This is a genomic window from Agrobacterium sp. rho-13.3 (assembly GCF_033957765.2).
In the GTDB taxonomy this organism is placed as follows: Bacteria; Pseudomonadota; Alphaproteobacteria; order Rhizobiales; family Rhizobiaceae; genus Agrobacterium.
In genome coordinates this window covers 2,917,124-2,935,664 of sequence record NZ_CP192774.1, presented here as the reverse complement: position 1 = coordinate 2,935,664, position 18,541 = coordinate 2,917,124, and the positions used below count along the sequence as shown (strand labels likewise).

Genomic DNA, 18,541 nt, shown 5'->3' with positions numbered 1-18,541 from the left:
CGTTTTCGCCCGCGTAAAGGGCATCCATCTCAGGCAACAAACTCCGGTTCGCCGGAAAACAGGAGAGAAATCCATGTTGAAGAAAATTCTTCTATCGGCAGTCGCCATCGGTGTGCTTGCCGGTTCCGCCATGGCACAGGACGTCAAGGTTCTGCGCATCGGTCTCGATGGTTCTGAAAACGCGTCCGACCAGCTGCGCAATGCGCAGTGCATTGCCGATGGCCTGAAGGCTTCGACCGGCGTTTCCGAAGTACAGATTTTTCCTTCGCCAGATTATAACGGCGTTATTCAGGGCCTGCTCGGCGGCACCATCGATATCGCTTCCATGGGCGCTTCTTCCTATGCCAAAATCGCCCTTCAGGACCCGAAGGCCGTCGATCCAATCCTGACCTACACAGGCTCTGACGGTTCCAGCGGTTATTACTCCATCATGGTTGCCCGCAAGGACAGCGGCATCAAGTCTCTGGCCGATGCCAAGGGCAAGAAAATCGGTTTTGCCGACCCAGACAGCACCTCCGGCTACCTCGTTCCAAACGTGTCTCTGCCAAAGGAAATCGGCGCACCGGTCAAGGAATATTTCTCTGAAACCGGTTTCGGTGGCGGTCATGAGAACCTCGTTCTCGCCGTTCTCGACAAGAAGTTCGATGTCGGCACCACCTTCGGCTCTGGCGTTGGCAAGTGGGAAGATGGCTACACCGGCGGCAACCTTCACCAGATGGTCGCCAAGGGCAATCTCGACATGGACGATATCGTCGAAGTCTGGAAGTCACCGCTGATCCCGAACGGCCCGCTGATGGTTGCCAACAAGGTTGGTGAACCCATGAAGCAGAAGATCGAAGACTTCTTCCTTGAACTGCCGAAGAAGGACCTGGCCTGCTTCCAGGGCTTCACGCAGGGTAAAAACAAGGACTACATCAAGGTTGATGCGTCCTTCTACCAGACCATCGTTGACGCCCGTAAGTCCATCATAGGCGGCTGATCGCCCGCAATATCAAGAGAACGGCGGTGTCATGAGGACGCCGCCGTTTTTCTAAGAGAAGGACTTGGAAGATATGGTCAGTACAGTAACGCCAGGGCAGCATGGTGGCTTGAGCGAAGCCTCGCAAACCATGATGCGCCACTACCGGCAACAGTTGATGACCCGCCGTATCTACACAGGCATTGCCATCGCCGTGTTTCTGGCCGTTCTGTGCGCTTCTCTGAATTTTGCCAACAGCGCCAATTCCGGCAAGTTTTTTGAACGCCTGCCATACTTCTTCGATTTCATGAAAACCTTTACGCCGGACAGCCCGCTGGAAGTCTTCCGCGCCATGTTCGACCTGCCATCGCCTTATGCCGATGGGTCGCTGAAATACAATTACACGGCGGATCGGGTTTATCTGACCGACAATTTTTACATTCCGAATTTCTTCTACCAACTCGTTATCACCATCAACATTGCACTGATATCCACCATCATCGGCACCACCTTTGCCTTTGCCCTGTGCTTTTTCGCCTCCACCAATCTGGTGGGCGCAGGCATGGTACGTTTTGTGGTGCGCCGCGTGATGGAACTGATGCGCGCTTTTCCCGAAATCGTCGTCGCCGGTCTTTTGACGGCCATTCTGTCCATCGGGCCGATTGCCGCCATCATCGCCATCACGGTTCACACCGTCGGCGCGCTTGGTAAGCTGTTTTTCGAAGTGGTCGAAAATGCCGATATGAAACCGGATGAAGGTTTGCGTGCCTCCGGTGCCAATTGGTTTGAGCGCGTGCGTTTTGCTATCGTACCGCAGGTTATGCCGAACTTCGTGTCCTATGCGCTGTTGCGCGCCGAGATCAATGTGCGTGCTTCCACCATCATCGGTGCTGTGGGCGGTGGCGGTATTGGTGAGGTTTTCCGACTTTCCATCGGGCGGGACCACGCGGCCAAAACCTACGCAATCATCATCCTGCTTCTGCTCACCATCATTGCCGTTGACCAATTCTCGGCATGGCTTCGCCGTCGACTGATCGGCCAGCAATCCTTTGATTTCGGCAGAGGAGCCGCATGATGTCTTCCAGCTTCGCCGTGAATGGTGCCGACCGCGAAAGACTGCTTGCCCAATACCCGCAGGTGTTCCAGCGCAGTTTCTTCAAACGTTATGGCCTGCTGCTAACGGCAGGTGGTGTGCTGGCCTATCTCGTCATCTGCTTCTTCGCCTTCAATGTCGGACCAGCTTTCATGCAAGGCCGGTGGGATCGTGCATCAAGCTATATTCAGGACTGGTATTCCTGGCGCGCCCAGCCGCGGCTGCGTTTCGATGACGGCAAGGTAGTGCCGCAATGGTCCAGCCGTGGGCAATATCCTGCCAATGCCAACATCGACTGGCTGCAACCGCTGCAAAATGGCGGCTACGCAATCACCTACGGCAATACGGACAATCGGCTTGATGTAACACCTGCGCGTGTCGACGTTCATGTCGATGGCGTATCTTATCCGGTGATGATCACCGCCGACGCCGTCACTGCGCCAGCAAACGCACCCGGCGAAATCCGGCAGGATGGAAGCAAGGTGATCGTGGACTACGGATTTGCCGGTCAGGCCGAAATTCGTACCAGTCAGGTCTACGTTCAGCGCCGCTTTCTGGGCTGGGCCAACTTTTTCTTCGATACGCGCTCCGCATTTTGGGGCAAACGCTGGAGTGACCTTGCAGGTCTTGCATTCTGGGGAGAGCGCATCGATCCTGCTCAATCGAACCTCTCTAAAATGCAGCAGGACTTCCTGAACAATGACGTCTGGCAGCATGCAGATATTCTGTCCAAGCTGATGCAGACTTTGGTGATGGCTTTTGTCGGCACGCTGCTCGGGACGCTATTTGCCTTCCCTCTGGCTTTTATCGCGGCCCGCAACATTACCCAGAGCCGCCTTGCCAATTGGGGCATGAAACGCATGTTCGATTTCCTGCGCTCCATCGATATGCTGATCTGGGCACTGTTCTTCACGCGCAGTTTCGGTCCCGGACCAATCCCGGGCATCGCGGCGATTTTCTTCACCGACACCGGCGCACTCGGCAAGGTTTATGCCGAAGCACTGGAAAATGTGGATGACAAGCAGCGCGAGGGTGTCAAATCGGTTGGTGCATCGCCCGCCATCGTCAACCGTTACGGCGTTATTCCGCAGGTGCTACCGGTGTTCATTTCGCAGTCGCTGTATTTCTGGGAAAGCAACACACGCTCTGCCACCATCATCGGTGCGGTGGGTGCCGGCGGCATCGGCCTAAAACTGCTGGAAGCCATGGGCACCAATGCCGACTGGGACAAGGTCGCCTATATGGTGCTGCTCATTCTTATGGTGGTGTTCCTGTTCGACAATGCCTCGAACGCTATCCGCTCCCGCTTGATCGGAAAAACACACCACTGAGGCGCTATTCCTTGCGGATATCATCATTCTGTCACGGAAAAGGGCTAACCCGCAATTCCAGTCTTGCGGGGCGAAGGCGAGTCACCTCAAATAGCCTCCTTACGGTTTTCCTGACATTTGAAAGTGCGACCTCGTGCGCTACGCCATCTATTTCACACCGGCCGAAACCGATCCCTTGACCCAAAAGGCATCGCGGTGGCTGGGACGCAACGCTTTCTCCGGCACCGGGCACGATGACCATCAGGCCTACGCGGACACCACCGCAGAACCGCGCCGCTACGGTTTTCACGCCACCTTGAAAGCACCTTTCGAGCTTTCCGATGAACACAGCGAAGCCGATCTTCTGGAGGCTTTTCATGCCTTTGCCAAAAGCCGCGCGGCCGTTGAAATACCAAAACTCGTCATCGGTAATCTCGGCCCGTTCTTCGCGCTTGTGCCACACGACACTCACCCGCCGCTTCAAGATTTCGCCGCTGATGTCGTCGAGCATTTTGAGCCGTTTCGCGCTGCCTTATCGGAGAGCGATATAGCGCGGCGCAGGCCGCAAAAGCTGACGGACAGCCAGCGCGAGAACCTCTTTGTTTGGGGTTATCCGCATGTGATGGATGATTTTCGCTTTCATATGACGCTGACCGGCCCCGTGGATGACACTGTTTCTGCGCATATCACCAGCGTTCTCACTCAAGAGTTTTCCGATTTCACGGATCGCCCGCTCAGCATTTCAGGCCTTGGCCTGTTTATCGAAGAAGCACGCGGCGAACCATTTACCGTTCACACATGGCTGCCATTGACCGGCCCTGACACGAAAGAAGCACACGCATGACCGAACTTGTTCTTTCCAACGCGCGTGTCGTTCTTGAAGACGACATTATCGAAGGCTCGGTGCTGATCCGTGATGGCCTTATCGCCGATATCAGCGAGGGCACATCCCGCACGGGCGAGGATTTCGAAGGCGATTATTTGATCGCAGGTCTTGTCGAGCTGCACACGGACCATCTGGAACAGCATTATTCGCCGCGTCCGGGTGTGACGTGGAACAAGATTGCCGCCATTCAGGCCCATGATGCGCAGGTCGCGTCCTCTGGCATCACTACGGTGTTCGATTGCCTTCGTCTGGGTTCGGACGAGGATGGTGGTTTTGCGCGGGGTGAAATGCGCGACATGGCCGATGCCATCGAGCAGGCCCAGACACAAAACCGTCTGCGTGCCGACCATCTGCTGCATCTGCGTTGCGAAGTGGCGTCTTCGGATGTGCTGGAGCATTTCGAGGATTTCGAAAACGATCCGCATGTGAAACTGATTTCGTTGATGGACCATTCCCCGGGCCAGCGCCAGTTTCAAACGATGGATCAATACATCATGTTCTATCAGAAAAAGCGCGGCTTGAGCGATGAGGTCTTCAAAGCTTTTGTCGATCGGCGCGTCGCGGCATCTTCGAAATATTCCACCAAACACCGCGATTATCTTGCGGCCCGTTGTGCAGAACGCGGCATAACCGTTGCCAGCCATGATGATGCGACGCAGGCGCATGTGGATGAAGCCATCGGCCACGGCGTACGGCTGGCGGAATTTCCAACCAGCGAAGAAGCCGCCAAAGCATCACATGGCGCTGGCATGAGCGTTTTGATGGGCGCGCCGAACATCGTTCGTGGCAAATCCCACTCCGGCAACATCGCTGCGCGTGATCTGGCAGAGCTTGGCGTGCTGGACGTTCTATCGTCCGACTACGTGCCGTTCAGCCTGCTCTATGCGCCGTTCATTCTTGCCGATCAGGTGGACAGCATCACGCTTCCGAAGGCTTTGTCGATGGTCACAGCCACGCCTGCGCGCACTGTGGGCCTTGAAGATCGCGGTCGTGTTGCTCAGGGCTTGCGGGCGGATCTGGTACGGGTACACCGCCAAAACGGCGTTCCCGTCGTTCGTTCCGTGTGGCGGCAGGGCAAGCGCGTGGCATGAGTGACAGCACCCCACAACGTTCCCACCCCGGCGCAAAATCTCACGGTGTGATGATCGTGGTGGTGGGGCCGAGCGGTGCTGGTAAGGACACGCTGATGGAGTTCGCGGCGGCGCGACTTTCCGATTGCAGCCTCGTGCACTTCGCACGCCGCGTCATCACCCGCAGCAGCGATGCGGGTGGTGAAAACCATGATGGTGTAAGTCAGGAAGAATTCGACCGTCGCCAGAAGGCCGGGGATTTTTGTGTGTCATGGCAGGCGCATGGCCTGAGCTATGGCATTCCGGCATCTGTGGAGGACAGACTGGAACAGGGCGAAATCGTCATCGCCAATGGGTCGCGGTCTGCTCTTGCCAATTTCAAGGCCGCATTTCCAGTCTTGAAAGTCATCAATATTGTCGCCACGCCAGATGTTCTGGCGGCACGGTTGGAAAGCCGTGGACGCGAGAGCCGCGAGGAAATCCTTCGCCGCCTCCAGCGCAGCTCCCTCGAAGTCTCCGGCGATTTTGACGTGACGACCATCGACAACAGCGGCTCGCTGGAACATTCCGGCAAGGCGCTGGCTGACTTGCTCGAAGAACAGATCAGCCGTTGCAACTCATAAAGCCCTGATCTCGGCCAGAATATCGTCTTCGATGGTGATGCCATTTTCGAGCGATTGCTTGCGAATGCCTTGGCTTCGACGCCCCGGCAGGCGCGCATTTTCTTGGCCTTCAATTTCACTCGCCATCAGCGCCAGACGCTTGGCAAAGACGTGATCTCCGGCAATAGCCGGATCTATCGCGATGATGGTGTGGCCGAGCGATGGTGCGGTGCCGGTATCATCCAGCAAGGATGAGGCCTGAAAACCGAAGTTGCCGCCGGTTAGACCTGCTGCCATAATCTCAACCATCAAGGCCAAAGCTGCGCCCTTGGCGTCTCCCGCTGGCACCATCGTGCCGTTGATCGCCGCATTGGCATCCGTTGTCGGCTGTCCGCTGGCATCCAGCGCCCAGCCCTCGGGAATGTTTTCACCCTTCTGCCGTGCCGCCATGATTTTTCCACGCGCCACCTTGGACAAGGCAAGGTCGATGACCAAAGGATCGGCGCCCTCAACGGGTGCAGCAAAAGCGATAGGGTTGGTGCCGTAAAGCGGCTTGATACCGCCCCAAGGCGCCATCGACGCAGGCGCGTTGGCGACCATGAAGGCAACAAGTCCCTGCTCGGCAAACCGCTCTACCGTCAATGCCATAACACCGGCATGGTGCGACCGACCAATCACAGCAAGGGCGATGCCCTGTTCCCGCGCGATGTCTGGAAGTTGTTCGACAGTCAGATCAATAGCCGGATAAGCATAGCCATGACCCGCATCGATGGAGAGTACGGCCGGGCGAAGCCGCGTTGCCGCTGGCCTTGCCGTTCCATCGATCTTTCCAACATGCAGCTGGCTGACATAAGCGGGAATGCGCCGAACGCCGTGCCCCCCCTGCCCGGCAGCCTCCGCCGCCACAAGCGCTCGCGCAACAGAACGCGCATTGTCCGGCAAGACGCCGTTTTTTTCAAAGATGGAAGAAACGAACTCTTCCGCCTGCTCTATGCTGAATTTCATGATTGGCTTGACCTGCGGTGGGTAAAATCCAGCCATAGCGCAGGACGCTCTAAAGCGAAACGTCTTTTGCGGTGGACTTAGCCAGAGCTACTCAATCTTGATGGGAAGCGTGACAACGCGGTTCACTTCTGGCGGTGGCTCGGTTACGGGAGATGCTCTCTCAATCCAGGCGATAACCTGTTGATCGATGGAGGCATCGCCAGTCGAACCCAACAGCTTGATGGAGCCCAGAGCACCACTTTCGCTCACGTTGAACCTCACGGTCACGATCAGTCCACCCGCACTCAAAGATTTCGGCTTTTTACGTGCTATTTGCGAACGAATTCGAGATTGCCATTTCGCAGGAGTCATTGCGGACGAGAATAATCCAGCACTATTTCGCGAAGCAGCGGTGCGATCCGACTGGGTCGTCTCAACCTTCGCCGTTTCTTTCGCCACCGAGGCAGCAGAAGTTGGTGTCGGTGGTGGCTTGCGCTCGACCTTCTTCTTCTCAGGCTCTTCTTTTTTCTCCACCTTCTTTTCAACGGGCGGCGGCGGTGGGCGCATGACGGGCAGCGGCACCTCTACATTTTCCAGCGCAGCCATCTGCTGGTTCTGGATCGGGTCGATTTCTTCGATTGGTTCCGGCATTTCTTCCGGCAGAGGTTCGGCAACCTCCTGCGGCGGCTCTGGTGCAGGTTCAGGCTCCGGTGGCGTTTCTTCCACAACAGGTTCTGGCTGTGGCTGCGGCGGCTCTTCCGGCGGTACCTCTTCTACTTTTTCTGGAACGACGCTTTTTACTTCTTCCGTATCCTCGACATCGGCCGCCTCCACCGTTTCTTCGACGTTGGCAGCTTCTGGAAGGGCGGCAAGTTCAATCATGATTGCAGCGGGCGGTGCGCCATCGGCCTCTGATTCCGGCGGCTCCTGCATCAGATAATAGGCAGCACCTGCGTGCACGGAAAGTGTGAGCACGCCGGCAGCTGTCCACAACGCCAATTCTCCCAACCGGGAACGTCTGGGTCGAAGCAAGCCGGTTCCACTCATGGTGTTGTTCCACTTGGTACAGGTGCGACAGCTGGTGGTGGGGTTGCGGGCGCAGACGCAGGCCCTTCAAGTCCCACAAGCGCAATCTTCAAATAACCGCTGTCCCGCAGCAGGTTCATGATTTCCATGAAGTGACCGTAATCGACAGCTTTGTCGGCCCGCAGGAAAATGCGCGTGTCCTTGTTGCCGCCAGTGCGGGCATCAAGACTTGCCGCCAACGCTTCCCGTGCCAAGGCATCATTGCCAAGGTTGAGCGAAAGATCATCTTTGACGGTTAGGTAGAGCGGCTCATCGGGACGTTCGGCTGGCTTTGCCGTGGAGGCTGGCAGATCGACATTGACGTCCACTGTCGCCAGTGGCGCGGCCACCATGAAAATGATGAGCAGAACCAACATGACGTCGATGAACGGCGTGACGTTGATTTCATGATTTTCGGTCAGGTCGTCCCCACCGCTTTCGCGAATACCGCCCGCCATGGTTCAGCGCCCCACCAGTGAAACTGGATGTTTGAGAGAACTGCCCGGCGGAACGCGGCGGAAATCGAGATCACGGCTGACGAGACGTTCAACACCAGCGGCGACATCGGCCAGCAGGTGGCGATAACCGGTGATCGAGCGGGCAAACACGTTGTAGATCACCACCGCAGGAATAGCAGCGACGAGACCGATGGCCGTTGCCAGAAGCGCTTCAGCGATACCCGGTGCCACGATGGCGAGGTTGGTTGTCTGCGATTCCGAAATGCTGATGAAGGAATTCATGATGCCCCAGACCGTGCCGAACAGCCCGACGAAAGGTGCCGTCGAACCAATTGTCGCCAGTGCGCCGGTGCCTCGCGCCATACGGCGGCCCGCATGGGTTTCGATGCGTCCGAGAACCGACGAGACGCGCTCCTTGATACCGCCGCCGTCCGTGTGCTCTACAACGGCATCGGAAAGATGCATTTCATGGCTTGCCATGCGCAGCATCAGGGCGCCAGGGCCACCCTTCTTCTCAACGGCATTCGTCGCTTCCGCCAATGTCTTGGCCTTATGGACAATCTTGAGCGTGGAACCGGCACGAAGGCGCGCACCTGCCAGTTCGATCGATTTTGCAACCCAGACTGTCCATGTCACCAGCGACGCGAACGCCAGCCCGATCATCACACCCTTGACCACCCAATCGGCAGCCATGAACATGCCCCAAGGGGAAAGATTATGCGGAATGTCATTGCGCTTTTCCGGGTTGACCGGTGGCTGGGGCGATACCCCGCCTGTGCTTGGCTGGATCAAAGGCTGGTTTGCCGCATCCGGCGCAGGCTGTTCAATGACAGGAGCTGCGGGCGCAGGCGTCGAGGGCTGGACTGCTGCTGGTGCTTGCTGCGTCGCTTCAGGGGCAGCAGGCTGCGGTGCAGGCTGAACAACAGGTGCTGGCTCGCTGGCTGGAGCCGGTGCCGCTGTCTGGGCATTAGCTGCGCCTGCATAAAGGCAAGCAACGAGTGACATCATGAAGGCGACAGACCCGCGCCGACGGATGGGCAAAACCTTGAGATTTAACGAGAGGGTCAATTTTTCAGATGCCATCATGGTATTTCCCGGATTTCCGTAACAATGCGTCGCTCTCGCAGGCCAGCCCGCGCTCTCAAACCTGGCGGTTGCAGTTTTATCTGCGCACCCGCTAACAAACTTGAGTAAGATTGGCAACTAATACATTGCCGAAAGCAGAGCTGTAAACTCTTCTTTTACGAAAAGACGACGCCCAGCCTATTCACGTTTGTTGTGATGGAAGAAACTGCGCCACCAATTCGTGACGGTCACCCGGATAGGTCACTTTAACGTGAGTGATGTAGGTCTGCCCGTTCCAGGTGCGGCGTTCGATGACCAGACAGGCAGTTCCCGTGGGTATTGCCAGGGATTCAGCCACGCGCCGGTCTGCGGACACGGCGCGAATACGATGTTCGGCGGCACTCCACGGCACCATTTTCAGCAACCATGAACCGGGACCAACAATGGAAAAATCCGCATCCCGCGCCTCTGGAACGGACGAGACGTTGATCACGCGCTCCTCAAGACAAAAGGGAACGTCGCCGGTGAAGTGACGGCAGGTTAACGCCAGAACCTGTGCGCCAGCCTTAACCTCCAACATCACCCGGTCTTCGGCGGTCGATTTTCTGACTTCGCGGCTATCGAGCCGATAGGCATAGGTGAGACCAAGCGCTTGCACCTCGCGCTGAATATCATGAATTTCAAGCACTGCTGATTGCGCGTGTGGTTGGGTGACGAAGCTGCCGGAACGGCGACGGCGCTCGATCAGGCCCTTCTTCACCAGTTCGCCCAGAGCCTTGTTCACGGTCATGCGCGAACAGGAATATTCCTCAGTCAGCTCATACTCGAAAGGAATACGGTGCCCCGGTGGCCATTCACCAGACAGAATACGGCCTTCCACCTCGCTGGTAATACGCTCGTGCAGCGATTTTTCCTGAACCCGGGGGGCTTCAGCCATAGTCTCAGTCGTCCCATTCCATTGCAAGCGTGATAGCACCCCACCTCGCCCTTAGGAAGAACACAGTTGGATGGGTTCTACTTGCTGGAAATGGTCACAAACTTCGTGCCGCGCACGCGCACCGTCATCAGGCAGGGTTCGCTATCGGTCCGCTCGCAATAACGCGGATGCATCTTGAATGCGAAAACCATGTTGCCAAAACGTTTGACGAACTCATAGCTATAAATCGTGGCGGTGGCGATCATCAGATACCCCCCCTCTTTGACCTGAACATAAAAATTATAGGGGCAGCCATCCTCGTTGCAACTGCGCGCTTTTTCGCCGTCGCAGGTCAATGCGCCGCGATTGGTCACCGCATCGATCAGGCCGTCATTGTTGATATCGAGCCGAGTGATAAAATCTGCATCAAACTCGGCAACTTTGCATTCCTTGCGGAAATGATCTTTCTCATAAACTTCCGGGTCGCTGACAAGCGCCTGCTGGGCCGTTGCAACAACCGGCACGGCCAAGAACACCAGGGCTTGAAGCGTTGCGAAGAGAAAGCGTTTCACTGCATTTTCCTTTAAGTCTGTTTCCGCTATGGATGCGGACGCATGGAGCGTGCCATCTTTAATCCGGCGATGGGTTATAGGGCGCGGCCCTTGCGTGACACTGACCCCGCGTAACCACAATCGAGGAGCGGCCTGCGCATGACACTTTTGGCTTTTCTCGATTATGCGGGCGTTGCTGTTTTTGCGGCGACAGGTGCACTTGCGGCGTCCCGCAAACAGCTGGATCTCATTGGTTTCGTGTTCTTTGCAGCTGCCACCGGCATGGGTGGTGGTACGCTGCGTGACCTCGTGCTTGGCCGCGCTCCGGTGTTCTGGGTGGTCAACCCTACCTATATTCTGGTCTGCGTCGGCATTGCATTGCTGGTCTATCTGACCGCACATCTGATGGAATCCCGTTACCGGCTGCTGATCTGGCTAGATGCTATCGGCCTGTCTGCCTATTGCGTCATGGGTGCTGCGAAAGGGCTTGCCGCCAGCGGTTCTCCCACGGTTGCCATTGTAACCGGCACATTGACCGCCACCTTTGGCGGCGTGCTTCGCGATATTCTGGCGGGCGAACCCTCCGTGCTGCTGCGCCCGGAAGTCTATATAAGCTGCGCGTTGGCAGGTGCCTGCGTATTTACCGCTGCCCATGCCATTGGTCTGCCGTTGCTCGTAGCATCTGCCGCTGGTGTGCTGACGGCGTTTGCGATCAGAAGCGGCGCCCTGATTTTCGGCTGGACCTTCCCGCGTTACAAGGCCCGCCCCGGCAGACCACCTGAAGATGTGATGTGAACAGGAACGAAAAAAGCGCCCGAAGGCGCTTTGACTGTTTCTGATGGTGCAGAAAATCAGCGACGCTTGCGGCGAAGGCGGATGACCACGTCCACATGGGCGATTTCCATACCCTCTGGCGGCTCCGGCAGATTGCCGATCTGAAGGTTGTTGACGGGAATATCCAGAACCTCGTTTTCACCTTCCACAAAGAAGTGATGATGATCGGACACGTTGGTGTCGAAATAGGTTTTTGCACCTTCGACGGCCAAAACGCGGATCAGGCCTGCCTCAGTAAACTGGTGCAACGTGTTGTAAACCGTGGCCAGAGACACAGGCACGTTAGCATTTACAGCTTCATCATGCAGTTCTTCAACGGTCAGATGCCGGTCGCCTTTTGCAAACAGAAGATCGCCCAATGCAACGCGCTGTCGCGTCGGCCGCAAGCCGAAGCGGCGCAACCTCGTTCCAATATCCAGTGTGGCGTCAAATGCCATGCAATGCGGCCCCAAAAGCGGTTAAATAAACCCAATCCAGATTTCATATAACTTTTACGAGCAGGGCTTTCAATAGTTTCCGGCCCGGCAGGCGCGGCAATTGGCCTGAAACCGGGGGTTTTTGCAATTTTCCTCTGGTGACGGCCTTACGCTTCCTGTATGCGGGCGCCATATTAAGGACGGACCTAAGCTTCGAGCTTTAGTGGCCGAACATGCAAGATGCCCTTGTGGCGCTTCATTTTGGACCTAACTTGCTCTACAGAAGTCGTTCAACACCAGTAACGGGGAAACGGATACAATATGGCAACGAGGCAACCGAGCTACAATTACGAGGAAATTCTGGCGTGCGGACGTGGCGAACTGTTCGGCCCCGGCAATGCACAGCTTCCTCTGCCTCCGATGCTCATGGTTCACCGTATCACTGAAATTTCGGAAACAGGCGGCGCGTTCGACAAGGGCTACATCCGTGCCGAATATGATGTCACACCGGATGACTGGTATTTCCCTTGCCATTTTCAGGGCAACCCCATCATGCCCGGCTGCCTTGGCCTTGACGGCATGTGGCAGCTCACCGGCTTTTTCCTCGGTTGGCTGGGTGAACCGGGTCGCGGAATGGCCCTCTCCACCGGGGAAGTGAAGTTCAAGGGCATGGTTCGCCCTGAAACCAAGCTTTTGGAATACGGCATCGATTTCAAGCGCGTCATGCGCGGTCGCCTCGTTCTGGGCACTGCCGACGGTTATCTGAAAGCGGATGGCGAAACCATTTATCAAGCGTCTGACCTGCGTGTCGGCCTGTCAAAAGAAAAGACCGCCTGAACCCTGAGGTTTCGGTCCCCGCGGTTTTTTCCGCTGGAGCGCAAACAAGTCAGGCGGCAAACACAGAAAAGGTCAACTTCATGAGAAGAGTTGTAGTCACCGGCCTCGGTATTGTTTCATCAATCGGCAGTGATGCTGCGGAAGTTACGGCTTCCCTGAGAGATGCTAAGTCGGGAATCTCGTTCTCCCCTGATTTTGCCGAGCATGGCTTTAAATGCCAGGTCTGGGGCAAGCCATCACTCGACCCGACTGAGCTTGTCGACCGTCGCGCCATGCGCTTCCTCAGCCAAGGTGGCGCGTGGAACCATGTTGCCATGAAGCAGGCCATTGCCGATTCAGGGCTTGAAGAAAGCGTCATCAGCGGCAACGAGCGTACCGGCATTATCATGGGTTCTGGTGGTCCTTCCACCCGCACAATCGTCGAAGCTTCGGACATTACGCTGAAGAACAACAGCCCCAAGCGCATTGGCCCGTTTGCCGTGCCGAAGGCCATGTCTTCGACAGCGTCGGCCACGCTTGCAACTTGGTTCAAGATCCATGGCGTCAACTACTCGATTTCCTCGGCCTGCTCGACATCTGCACATTGCATCGGCAACGCTGCGGAAATGATCCAGTGGGGCAAACAGGATGTTATGTTTGCTGGCGGCCATGAAGACCTCGACTGGTCCATGTCGAACCTGTTCGACGCCATGGGCGCAATGTCTTCTAAATACAACGAAACCCCCGACGTGGCTTCCCGCGCTTATGATGCCAACCGCGATGGTTTCGTCATCGCTGGTGGCGCTGGCGTGCTGGTTCTCGAAGAATTGGAACATGCCAAGGCACGCGGTGCGAAGATTTACGCGGAAATCGTCGGTTACGGCGCAACGTCCGACGGTTACGACATGGTCGCCCCGTCTGGCGAAGGTGCCATCCGCTGCATGCGTCAGGCGCTGGCCACCGTTAAGGGTGAAGTTGATTACGTGAACACCCACGGCACATCCACACCTGTTGGCGACAGCAAGGAAATCGGTGCGATTCGCGAAGTCTTTGGTTCGAAGATTCCGCATATCCAGTCCACCAAGTCGCTGACCGGTCACTCGCTGGGTGCTGCTGGCGTTCAGGAATCCATCTATGGCCTGCTGATGATGCAGGAACGCTTCATTGGCGAGAGCGCGCATATCGAAACGCTCGACCCGGAATTCGATGGCGTTCCGATTGTCCGCAAGCGTATCGACGATGCCAAGATCGACACTGTCCTTTCCAACTCCTTCGGCTTCGGCGGCACCAACGCCACGCTCGTCTTCCAGCGTTACAACGGATAAATGTCCATGACTGGCATCATGCAGGGAAAACGCGGGCTCATCATGGGCGTCGCAAACAATCACTCCATCGCCTGGGGCATCTCCAAGGCGCTGGCGGCACAGGGTGCAGAACTGGCGTTCACCTATCAGGGTGACGCTTTGGGCAAGCGCGTCAAGCCGTTGGCAGCTGAACTCGGCTCCGACTTCATCGTCCCCTGCGACGTGGAGGATATCGCCTCCGTGGATGCTTTGTTTGAAGCGGTTCGCGAGCGCTGGGGTTCGCTGGACTTCGTAGTTCACGCCATCGGTTTTTCCGACAAGAACGAGCTGAAGGGCTTTTACGCCGACACGACCCGCGAAAACTTCAGCCGCACGATGGTTATCTCCTGCTTCTCATTCACGGAAATCGCCAAGCGCGCAGCGGCCCTGATGGGCGATGGCGGCTCCATGCTGACGCTGACCTATAATGGTTCGCAGCGCGTGATCCCGAACTATAACGTCATGGGCGTCGCCAAGGCTGCTCTTGAAGCATCCGTTCGTTACCTCGCCGCCGATTACGGCCCGAAGGGCATTCGCGTCAACGCCATCTCCGCTGGCCCGGTGCGCACACTGGCAGGCGCTGGCATTTCGGATGCCCGCGCGATCTTCTCCTGGAACCAGAAGAATGCACCGCTGCGTCGTACACCTGACATCGAAGACATTGGCGGCTCTGCACTTTATCTTCTGTCGTCCCTGTCACGCGGCGTGACGGGCGAATGTCACTACGTCGACGGCGGCTTCAACATCACGTCGATCCCGACACTGGAAGTGCTTTACAACGCTGACGCTGAGTAAGGCGCAAACTTCTCACTCGTCATGCTCGGGCTTGTCCCGAGCATCTGCTACGTCGCAATTTTGGAGACGTGATTAGATCCTCGGGACAAGCCCAGGGACGACGAAGGTGGGTTTGGAGAGCGTTTACGAACAAAAAAAGCCCGGTCAACGCCGGGCTTTTTCTTTGTCTACTTTCCACTCAAACCGGGTCAAAGCCAAACAGTTCTTCCGGATTCGTCACGAGCGCCTTTAACTGCGCTTCGTCCGACGGCAGCCATGACAGAACCGTGTCCAGCAGGTCCGCATCATCAGGATATTCTTCCGTTGTCTTGGCGTTGTTATGCGGCCAGTTGGTGCCCCAGATGATGCGGTCGGGGGCGTATTCGGCTATCACCCTTGCAACAGCGGCGATGTCTTCGAAATCTGGGCCACCGGAACGGCTGGATTCATAGCAGCCTGCAAATTTGAACCAGCAATTGCCCTTGTCGATTAACCGCTTCAGTGCCGTAACCTGCGGACTATCCGGGGTCACGCCTGCGAAGAACTTGCCGTGGTGGTCGCAAATCCAGCGGCTTTTGATGGCGGCCAGCCGCTTTTCATGATCGAGAATACTCGAGCCATCAAACTGGACGGCGATACTCCAACCAAGTTCCTGCGCGAGACTGTCGACCTCTTCCAGATGCGTCAGATCAACCGCACCGCCCGGCAGGTCCATGATACGCGCGCCCACGACGCCGACATCGATAAGCTCCTGCAATTCATCCAGTGGCGTTTCGCGGGTCACGACCGCGACGCCCTTGGCAACGTGGCCCATGGCGCGCAAGCAGGCGATCAGGCTGGTGTTGTCGCGCTGATGGGCATTGCCCTGCGTGATGACGACGCGGTCGATGCCGATCCATTTCATCAGGCGGCGGTATTCTTCCGGTCCCGGCGTGCCTTCCGGCACAGGCGGTCCGCCCGCCAGTCCGGGGAAACCGGGCAGATACATATGCATCTGGGTGTCGATTGCGCCCTTGGGCATGGCGATGTGCGGGCGCCTGCCCTCAAAGGTTCTAACCAGTGTCATGAAAACTCCCTGTGGCGTCAGCCTTTTACTTCTGTGCTTGATCAGCCCTGCCGCAACATGGCGCGGTAGCGCTGCTGGCTGCCCTTCAAATGCAGACGCATGGCCTCACGCGCTGCGGATGCGTCGCCATCCGAAATGGCGTGGACGATCACATCATGCTCGTTTTGAAGCTGTTGCAGATAGGAGGCGGCGGTTTTCTCGGATTGCGATGACCGCAACGCCGCACGCGGAATAACGTTCTGGCCCATCACTTCCAAAAACTCGCGGAAGCGCGGGTTGTTGGTGGCGTCAGCAATGGCAAGATGCAGCTTGAAATCGGCTTCCGCTGTCGGCTTACCGTTTTCGATGCAATCCTGCACGGCTGACAGGCAGCGGATGATGGCCTCCTCCTGCGCAGGCGATCTGCGGATTGCAGCAAGCTCGGCCGCTTCGGTTTCGACGGCAGCACGCAATTCCAGAAGTTCGATGATGGAGGAAATACGATCGTGGTCCACATCCTGAAACGGCTGTGGTTGCTGCGCAGGCAGCGTCAGCACGAAAATGCCTGCCCCATGCCGCGCCTCGACCAACTTGTCGGCCCTAAGAGCCGCAACGGCTTCGCGCACCACCGTGCGGCTGACCTTGTAAAGCTCGGTCAGACCGGCCTCGCTGGGCAACTTATCACCCGGCTTGTATTCACCGGACAGGATGGATTGCCGCAACGCCTCAGCCGTCTGGCTGACCAGCGAGCCGCCGGCACGGCCAACAGTGGCATGTTCTTTTGCGCCGCCTTCGACGTTTTCATTGAAGCTGGCCAATATTCACTCCAGGCAAATTCGAGACATCGCTTTTGCGAATTGTCTGCGTCCTCATTTTTTGATTTTCCAAATATCCCGTAATCAAAGCAAATTGGCAATATTTATATTATTTCTGACGCACATTGATATGATCTCCGTTCCCGATCGGTTGTGGAGGACAAAATCGTCCCAATACAGGAAATGCGAGGCTTTCACGCAAGAAAATTTAAACGAAGCCGCAATACACTTCTATTCTATAAATGCTGTCCGGCAGACATGCTTTCCCATCATGAAGATAGAAAAAGCTCAATGCGATCACTCTTTTCCAAAGCAAAGCTGGCCCGGAGGTTCGCACGCTCTCGCGATGGCACAGCGGCGATAGAGTTTGCCATTCTGGCAATTCCTTATTTTCTCGTCGTTTTCGCTATCATCGAAACCTTTCTGGCGATGATGGGCGAGCAACTGGTGTCGAATGCGACAGACACCATGGCGCGCAAGCTGCGCACCGGACAGATTGCCAGCACGATTGCAAAAGAAGACTTCAGGAAGCAGTTTTGCGCGGAAGTGTCAGTGCTGATTACGTGCTCCGCAGATGAAATCAAGAAAGAGAGCAAGCTCTATATCGATCTTCGGCAGTTCAGCACCTTCGCGGATATACCAAAGACCATTCCCTTGATCGCGAACGGTCAATATTACGATATCGATTATAGCACCTTTGGCTTTAAGCCGGGTGGCCCCAACACCATCAATATGCTGCGCGTCTATTATCGCTGGCAGGTGATTACCGATCTTGTGCGGCCCTACCTCACCAAAATCCGCCCGGCAGACGGCTCCATGCCATCACATTTCCTGATTGTCTCTACGGACGCTTTCCGCAATGAATCCTATTAAAGAGCGTGCCCGGATGACACAGAGATCGAAGCAAGCCCTACGCGCAATAGGCAATATGCTGGGACGCCTGAGACGCGACCGGCAAGGCGTCGGCGCTGTCGAATTCGCCATCGTCTTTCCACTGCTTCTGGCGCTCTATATTACGGCCTTCGAACTGACCATCGGCTTCAGCGTCTATAAGCGAGCGACACATGCGGCTGGCTCGATTGCCGACCTTGTGTCGCAACAGTCCACCGTCAACAAGGTCTATCTCAACACGATGGAAGATGTTGCAGGGGCGATCTTCGCTCCGTACGGCACCGATGGTCTTAAACTGAAGATCAGCGGCATCCTGGTGGATGCCAACAAGGTCGCAAAGATAAGCTGGTCGTGGGATCAGAGTGATGGACGCCCGTATGTGGTGAATTCCATCGTCAACATTCCGGAGAACCTGAAACAACCGAATGCGTTTCTTGTTCACGCCGAACTGACGATACCGCATACGCTGCTGATGTTCATGTCGTCGGTATCCACCAAGATCACGCCCATTACCATTGGTCGCGATTATTACTTCGCCAAGCGTGAGGCAGATCCTATCCCCTGTAGCAATTGCTAAGAGAACCCTCGGCTTCATGAAAAAATAAACGCTGCGGAATCGATCTCGATTTCGCAGCGTTTTTTGTTGTCA

General features: G+C 56.5%; 21 protein-coding genes. 12 read left to right on the top strand and 9 right to left on the bottom strand.

The window, feature by feature from the left end; genetic code table 11:
• Nucleotides 1–73: 73 nt before the first annotated feature.
• From phnD to phnN, 6 genes are all read left to right on the top strand, one after another.
• Nucleotides 74–979: a phosphonate ABC transporter substrate-binding protein gene (gene phnD, locus RMR16_RS14210; protein ID WP_320200251.1), complete on the top strand. Its 906-nt coding sequence runs from the start codon at nt 74–76 to the stop codon at nt 977–979.
• A 73-nt stretch (nt 980–1,052) separates the two neighbouring features.
• A complete protein-coding gene (gene phnE, locus RMR16_RS14205; RefSeq protein WP_413786007.1) occupies nt 1,053–2,033 on the top strand; it encodes a phosphonate ABC transporter, permease protein PhnE in 981 nt (326 codons plus the stop codon).
• The gene (phnE, locus tag RMR16_RS14200) at nt 2,033–3,382 is read left to right on the top strand and encodes a phosphonate ABC transporter, permease protein PhnE (RefSeq protein WP_320200252.1); all 1,350 of its coding nucleotides are present in this window, start codon (nt 2,033–2,035) and stop codon (nt 3,380–3,382) included. Before phnE (RMR16_RS14205) ends, phnE (RMR16_RS14200) begins: the two co-directional genes overlap by 1 nt.
• Nucleotides 3,383–3,515: 133 nt before the next feature.
• The gene (locus tag RMR16_RS14195) at nt 3,516–4,205 is read left to right on the top strand and encodes a DUF1045 domain-containing protein (protein ID WP_320200253.1); all 690 of its coding nucleotides are present in this window, start codon (nt 3,516–3,518) and stop codon (nt 4,203–4,205) included.
• Entirely contained in the window at nt 4,202–5,338 is a 1,137-nt protein-coding gene (locus RMR16_RS14190; protein ID WP_320200254.1) for an alpha-D-ribose 1-methylphosphonate 5-triphosphate diphosphatase, read from the top strand. The genes RMR16_RS14195 and RMR16_RS14190 overlap by 4 nt, the downstream gene beginning before the upstream one ends.
• Complete coding sequence (phnN, locus tag RMR16_RS14185) at nt 5,335–5,940, top strand: phosphonate metabolism protein/1,5-bisphosphokinase (PRPP-forming) PhnN (protein WP_320200255.1); 606 nt, start codon at nt 5,335–5,337, stop codon at nt 5,938–5,940. Before RMR16_RS14190 ends, phnN begins: the two co-directional genes overlap by 4 nt.
• Here phnN and RMR16_RS14180 read toward each other — a convergent pair.
• From RMR16_RS14180 to RMR16_RS14155, 6 genes are all read right to left on the bottom strand, one after another.
• Nucleotides 5,935–6,924 (bottom strand): Ldh family oxidoreductase, encoded by a 990-nt coding sequence (locus RMR16_RS14180; protein ID WP_320200256.1) that lies wholly within the window; start codon nt 6,922–6,924, stop codon nt 5,935–5,937. The genes phnN and RMR16_RS14180 overlap by 6 nt on opposite strands.
• 87 nt (nt 6,925–7,011) lie before the next feature.
• Entirely contained in the window at nt 7,012–7,950 is a 939-nt protein-coding gene (locus RMR16_RS14175; protein ID WP_320200257.1) for a TonB family protein, read from the bottom strand.
• A complete protein-coding gene (exbD, locus tag RMR16_RS14170) occupies nt 7,947–8,426 on the bottom strand; it encodes a TonB system transport protein ExbD (RefSeq protein ID WP_320200258.1) in 480 nt (159 codons plus the stop codon). Before exbD ends, RMR16_RS14175 begins: the two co-directional genes overlap by 4 nt.
• Nucleotides 8,427–8,429: 3 nt before the next feature.
• Nucleotides 8,430–9,509 carry a tonB-system energizer ExbB gene (gene exbB, locus RMR16_RS14165; protein WP_413786008.1) on the bottom strand — a complete coding sequence of 360 codons (1,080 nt, stop codon included), beginning with the start codon at nt 9,507–9,509 and terminating at the stop codon, nt 8,430–8,432.
• Nucleotides 9,510–9,693: 184 nt separating this feature from the next.
• Entirely contained in the window at nt 9,694–10,428 is a 735-nt protein-coding gene (gene hutC, locus RMR16_RS14160; RefSeq protein ID WP_320200259.1) for a histidine utilization repressor, read from the bottom strand.
• A 77-nt stretch (nt 10,429–10,505) separates the two neighbouring features.
• On the bottom strand, nt 10,506–10,979 hold the full coding sequence (locus RMR16_RS14155) for a hypothetical protein (RefSeq protein WP_320200260.1): 474 nt from the start codon (nt 10,977–10,979) through the stop codon (nt 10,506–10,508).
• Nucleotides 10,980–11,117: 138 nt separating this feature from the next.
• On the opposite strand from RMR16_RS14155, the gene RMR16_RS14150 reads away from it, so the two are divergent.
• Nucleotides 11,118–11,753 (top strand): trimeric intracellular cation channel family protein, encoded by a 636-nt coding sequence (locus RMR16_RS14150; protein ID WP_320200261.1) that lies wholly within the window; start codon nt 11,118–11,120, stop codon nt 11,751–11,753.
• A 56-nt stretch (nt 11,754–11,809) separates the two neighbouring features.
• Here the strand turns inward: RMR16_RS14150 and irrA are convergent, their stop codons facing one another.
• Nucleotides 11,810–12,229 (bottom strand): iron response transcriptional regulator IrrA, encoded by a 420-nt coding sequence (gene irrA, locus RMR16_RS14145; protein WP_320200262.1) that lies wholly within the window; start codon nt 12,227–12,229, stop codon nt 11,810–11,812.
• 300 nt (nt 12,230–12,529) lie between these two features.
• Between irrA and fabA the strand changes: the two genes are divergently transcribed.
• From fabA to fabI, 3 genes are all read left to right on the top strand, one after another.
• On the top strand, nt 12,530–13,045 hold the full coding sequence (gene fabA / locus RMR16_RS14140; protein WP_320200263.1) for a 3-hydroxyacyl-[acyl-carrier-protein] dehydratase FabA: 516 nt from the start codon (nt 12,530–12,532) through the stop codon (nt 13,043–13,045).
• An 80-nt stretch (nt 13,046–13,125) separates the two neighbouring features.
• Nucleotides 13,126–14,349, top strand: coding sequence for a beta-ketoacyl-ACP synthase I (fabB, locus tag RMR16_RS14135; RefSeq protein WP_320200264.1), 1,224 nt, complete (start codon nt 13,126–13,128; stop codon nt 14,347–14,349).
• Nucleotides 14,350–14,355: 6 nt separating this feature from the next.
• Nucleotides 14,356–15,162 carry an enoyl-ACP reductase FabI gene (gene fabI / locus RMR16_RS14130; RefSeq protein ID WP_320200265.1) on the top strand — a complete coding sequence of 269 codons (807 nt, stop codon included), beginning with the start codon at nt 14,356–14,358 and terminating at the stop codon, nt 15,160–15,162.
• A 178-nt stretch (nt 15,163–15,340) separates the two neighbouring features.
• Here the strand turns inward: fabI and RMR16_RS14125 are convergent, their stop codons facing one another.
• Together RMR16_RS14125 and RMR16_RS14120 are read right to left on the bottom strand one after the other, a co-directional pair.
• Nucleotides 15,341–16,207: an amidohydrolase family protein gene (locus RMR16_RS14125; RefSeq protein WP_320200266.1), complete on the bottom strand. Its 867-nt coding sequence runs from the start codon at nt 16,205–16,207 to the stop codon at nt 15,341–15,343.
• 41 nt (nt 16,208–16,248) lie between these two features.
• Complete coding sequence (locus RMR16_RS14120) at nt 16,249–17,004, bottom strand: FadR/GntR family transcriptional regulator (protein ID WP_320200267.1); 756 nt, start codon at nt 17,002–17,004, stop codon at nt 16,249–16,251.
• Nucleotides 17,005–17,292: 288 nt separating this feature from the next.
• Between RMR16_RS14120 and RMR16_RS14115 the strand changes: the two genes are divergently transcribed.
• Together RMR16_RS14115 and RMR16_RS14110 are read left to right on the top strand one after the other, a co-directional pair.
• The gene (locus tag RMR16_RS14115) at nt 17,293–17,874 is read left to right on the top strand and encodes a TadE/TadG family type IV pilus assembly protein (RefSeq protein WP_320200268.1); all 582 of its coding nucleotides are present in this window, start codon (nt 17,293–17,295) and stop codon (nt 17,872–17,874) included.
• 13 nt (nt 17,875–17,887) lie between these two features.
• Entirely contained in the window at nt 17,888–18,469 is a 582-nt protein-coding gene (locus RMR16_RS14110; protein WP_320200269.1) for a TadE/TadG family type IV pilus assembly protein, read from the top strand.
• Nucleotides 18,470–18,541 lie beyond the last annotated feature (72 nt).

What these genes read in the sequence shown, in the direction of transcription:
- fabI (WP_320200265.1), top strand. Translation starts at nt 14,356, where the DNA reads ATGACTGGCATCATGCAGGGAAAACGCGGGCTCATCATGGGCGTCGCA.
- irrA (WP_320200262.1), bottom strand. Translation starts at nt 12,229, where the DNA reads ATGGCATTTGACGCCACACTGGATATTGGAACGAGGTTGCGCCGCTTC.
- fabA (WP_320200263.1), top strand. Translation starts at nt 12,530, where the DNA reads ATGGCAACGAGGCAACCGAGCTACAATTACGAGGAAATTCTGGCGTGC.
- RMR16_RS14175 (WP_320200257.1), bottom strand. Translation starts at nt 7,950, where the DNA reads ATGAGTGGAACCGGCTTGCTTCGACCCAGACGTTCCCGGTTGGGAGAA.
- fabB (WP_320200264.1), top strand. Translation starts at nt 13,126, where the DNA reads ATGAGAAGAGTTGTAGTCACCGGCCTCGGTATTGTTTCATCAATCGGC.
- RMR16_RS14150 (WP_320200261.1), top strand. Translation starts at nt 11,118, where the DNA reads ATGACACTTTTGGCTTTTCTCGATTATGCGGGCGTTGCTGTTTTTGCG.
- hutC (WP_320200259.1), bottom strand. Translation starts at nt 10,428, where the DNA reads ATGGCTGAAGCCCCCCGGGTTCAGGAAAAATCGCTGCACGAGCGTATT.
- exbB (WP_413786008.1), bottom strand. Translation starts at nt 9,509, where the DNA reads ATGGCATCTGAAAAATTGACCCTCTCGTTAAATCTCAAGGTTTTGCCC.
- RMR16_RS14125 (WP_320200266.1), bottom strand. Translation starts at nt 16,207, where the DNA reads ATGACACTGGTTAGAACCTTTGAGGGCAGGCGCCCGCACATCGCCATG.
- exbD (WP_320200258.1), bottom strand. Translation starts at nt 8,426, where the DNA reads ATGGCGGGCGGTATTCGCGAAAGCGGTGGGGACGACCTGACCGAAAAT.
- phnE (WP_320200252.1), top strand. Translation starts at nt 2,033, where the DNA reads ATGTCTTCCAGCTTCGCCGTGAATGGTGCCGACCGCGAAAGACTGCTT.
- phnE (WP_413786007.1), top strand. Translation starts at nt 1,053, where the DNA reads ATGGTCAGTACAGTAACGCCAGGGCAGCATGGTGGCTTGAGCGAAGCC.
- RMR16_RS14190 (WP_320200254.1), top strand. Translation starts at nt 4,202, where the DNA reads ATGACCGAACTTGTTCTTTCCAACGCGCGTGTCGTTCTTGAAGACGAC.
- RMR16_RS14180 (WP_320200256.1), bottom strand. Translation starts at nt 6,924, where the DNA reads ATGAAATTCAGCATAGAGCAGGCGGAAGAGTTCGTTTCTTCCATCTTT.
- RMR16_RS14110 (WP_320200269.1), top strand. Translation starts at nt 17,888, where the DNA reads ATGACACAGAGATCGAAGCAAGCCCTACGCGCAATAGGCAATATGCTG.
- phnD (WP_320200251.1), top strand. Translation starts at nt 74, where the DNA reads ATGTTGAAGAAAATTCTTCTATCGGCAGTCGCCATCGGTGTGCTTGCC.
- phnN (WP_320200255.1), top strand. Translation starts at nt 5,335, where the DNA reads ATGAGTGACAGCACCCCACAACGTTCCCACCCCGGCGCAAAATCTCAC.
- RMR16_RS14115 (WP_320200268.1), top strand. Translation starts at nt 17,293, where the DNA reads ATGCGATCACTCTTTTCCAAAGCAAAGCTGGCCCGGAGGTTCGCACGC.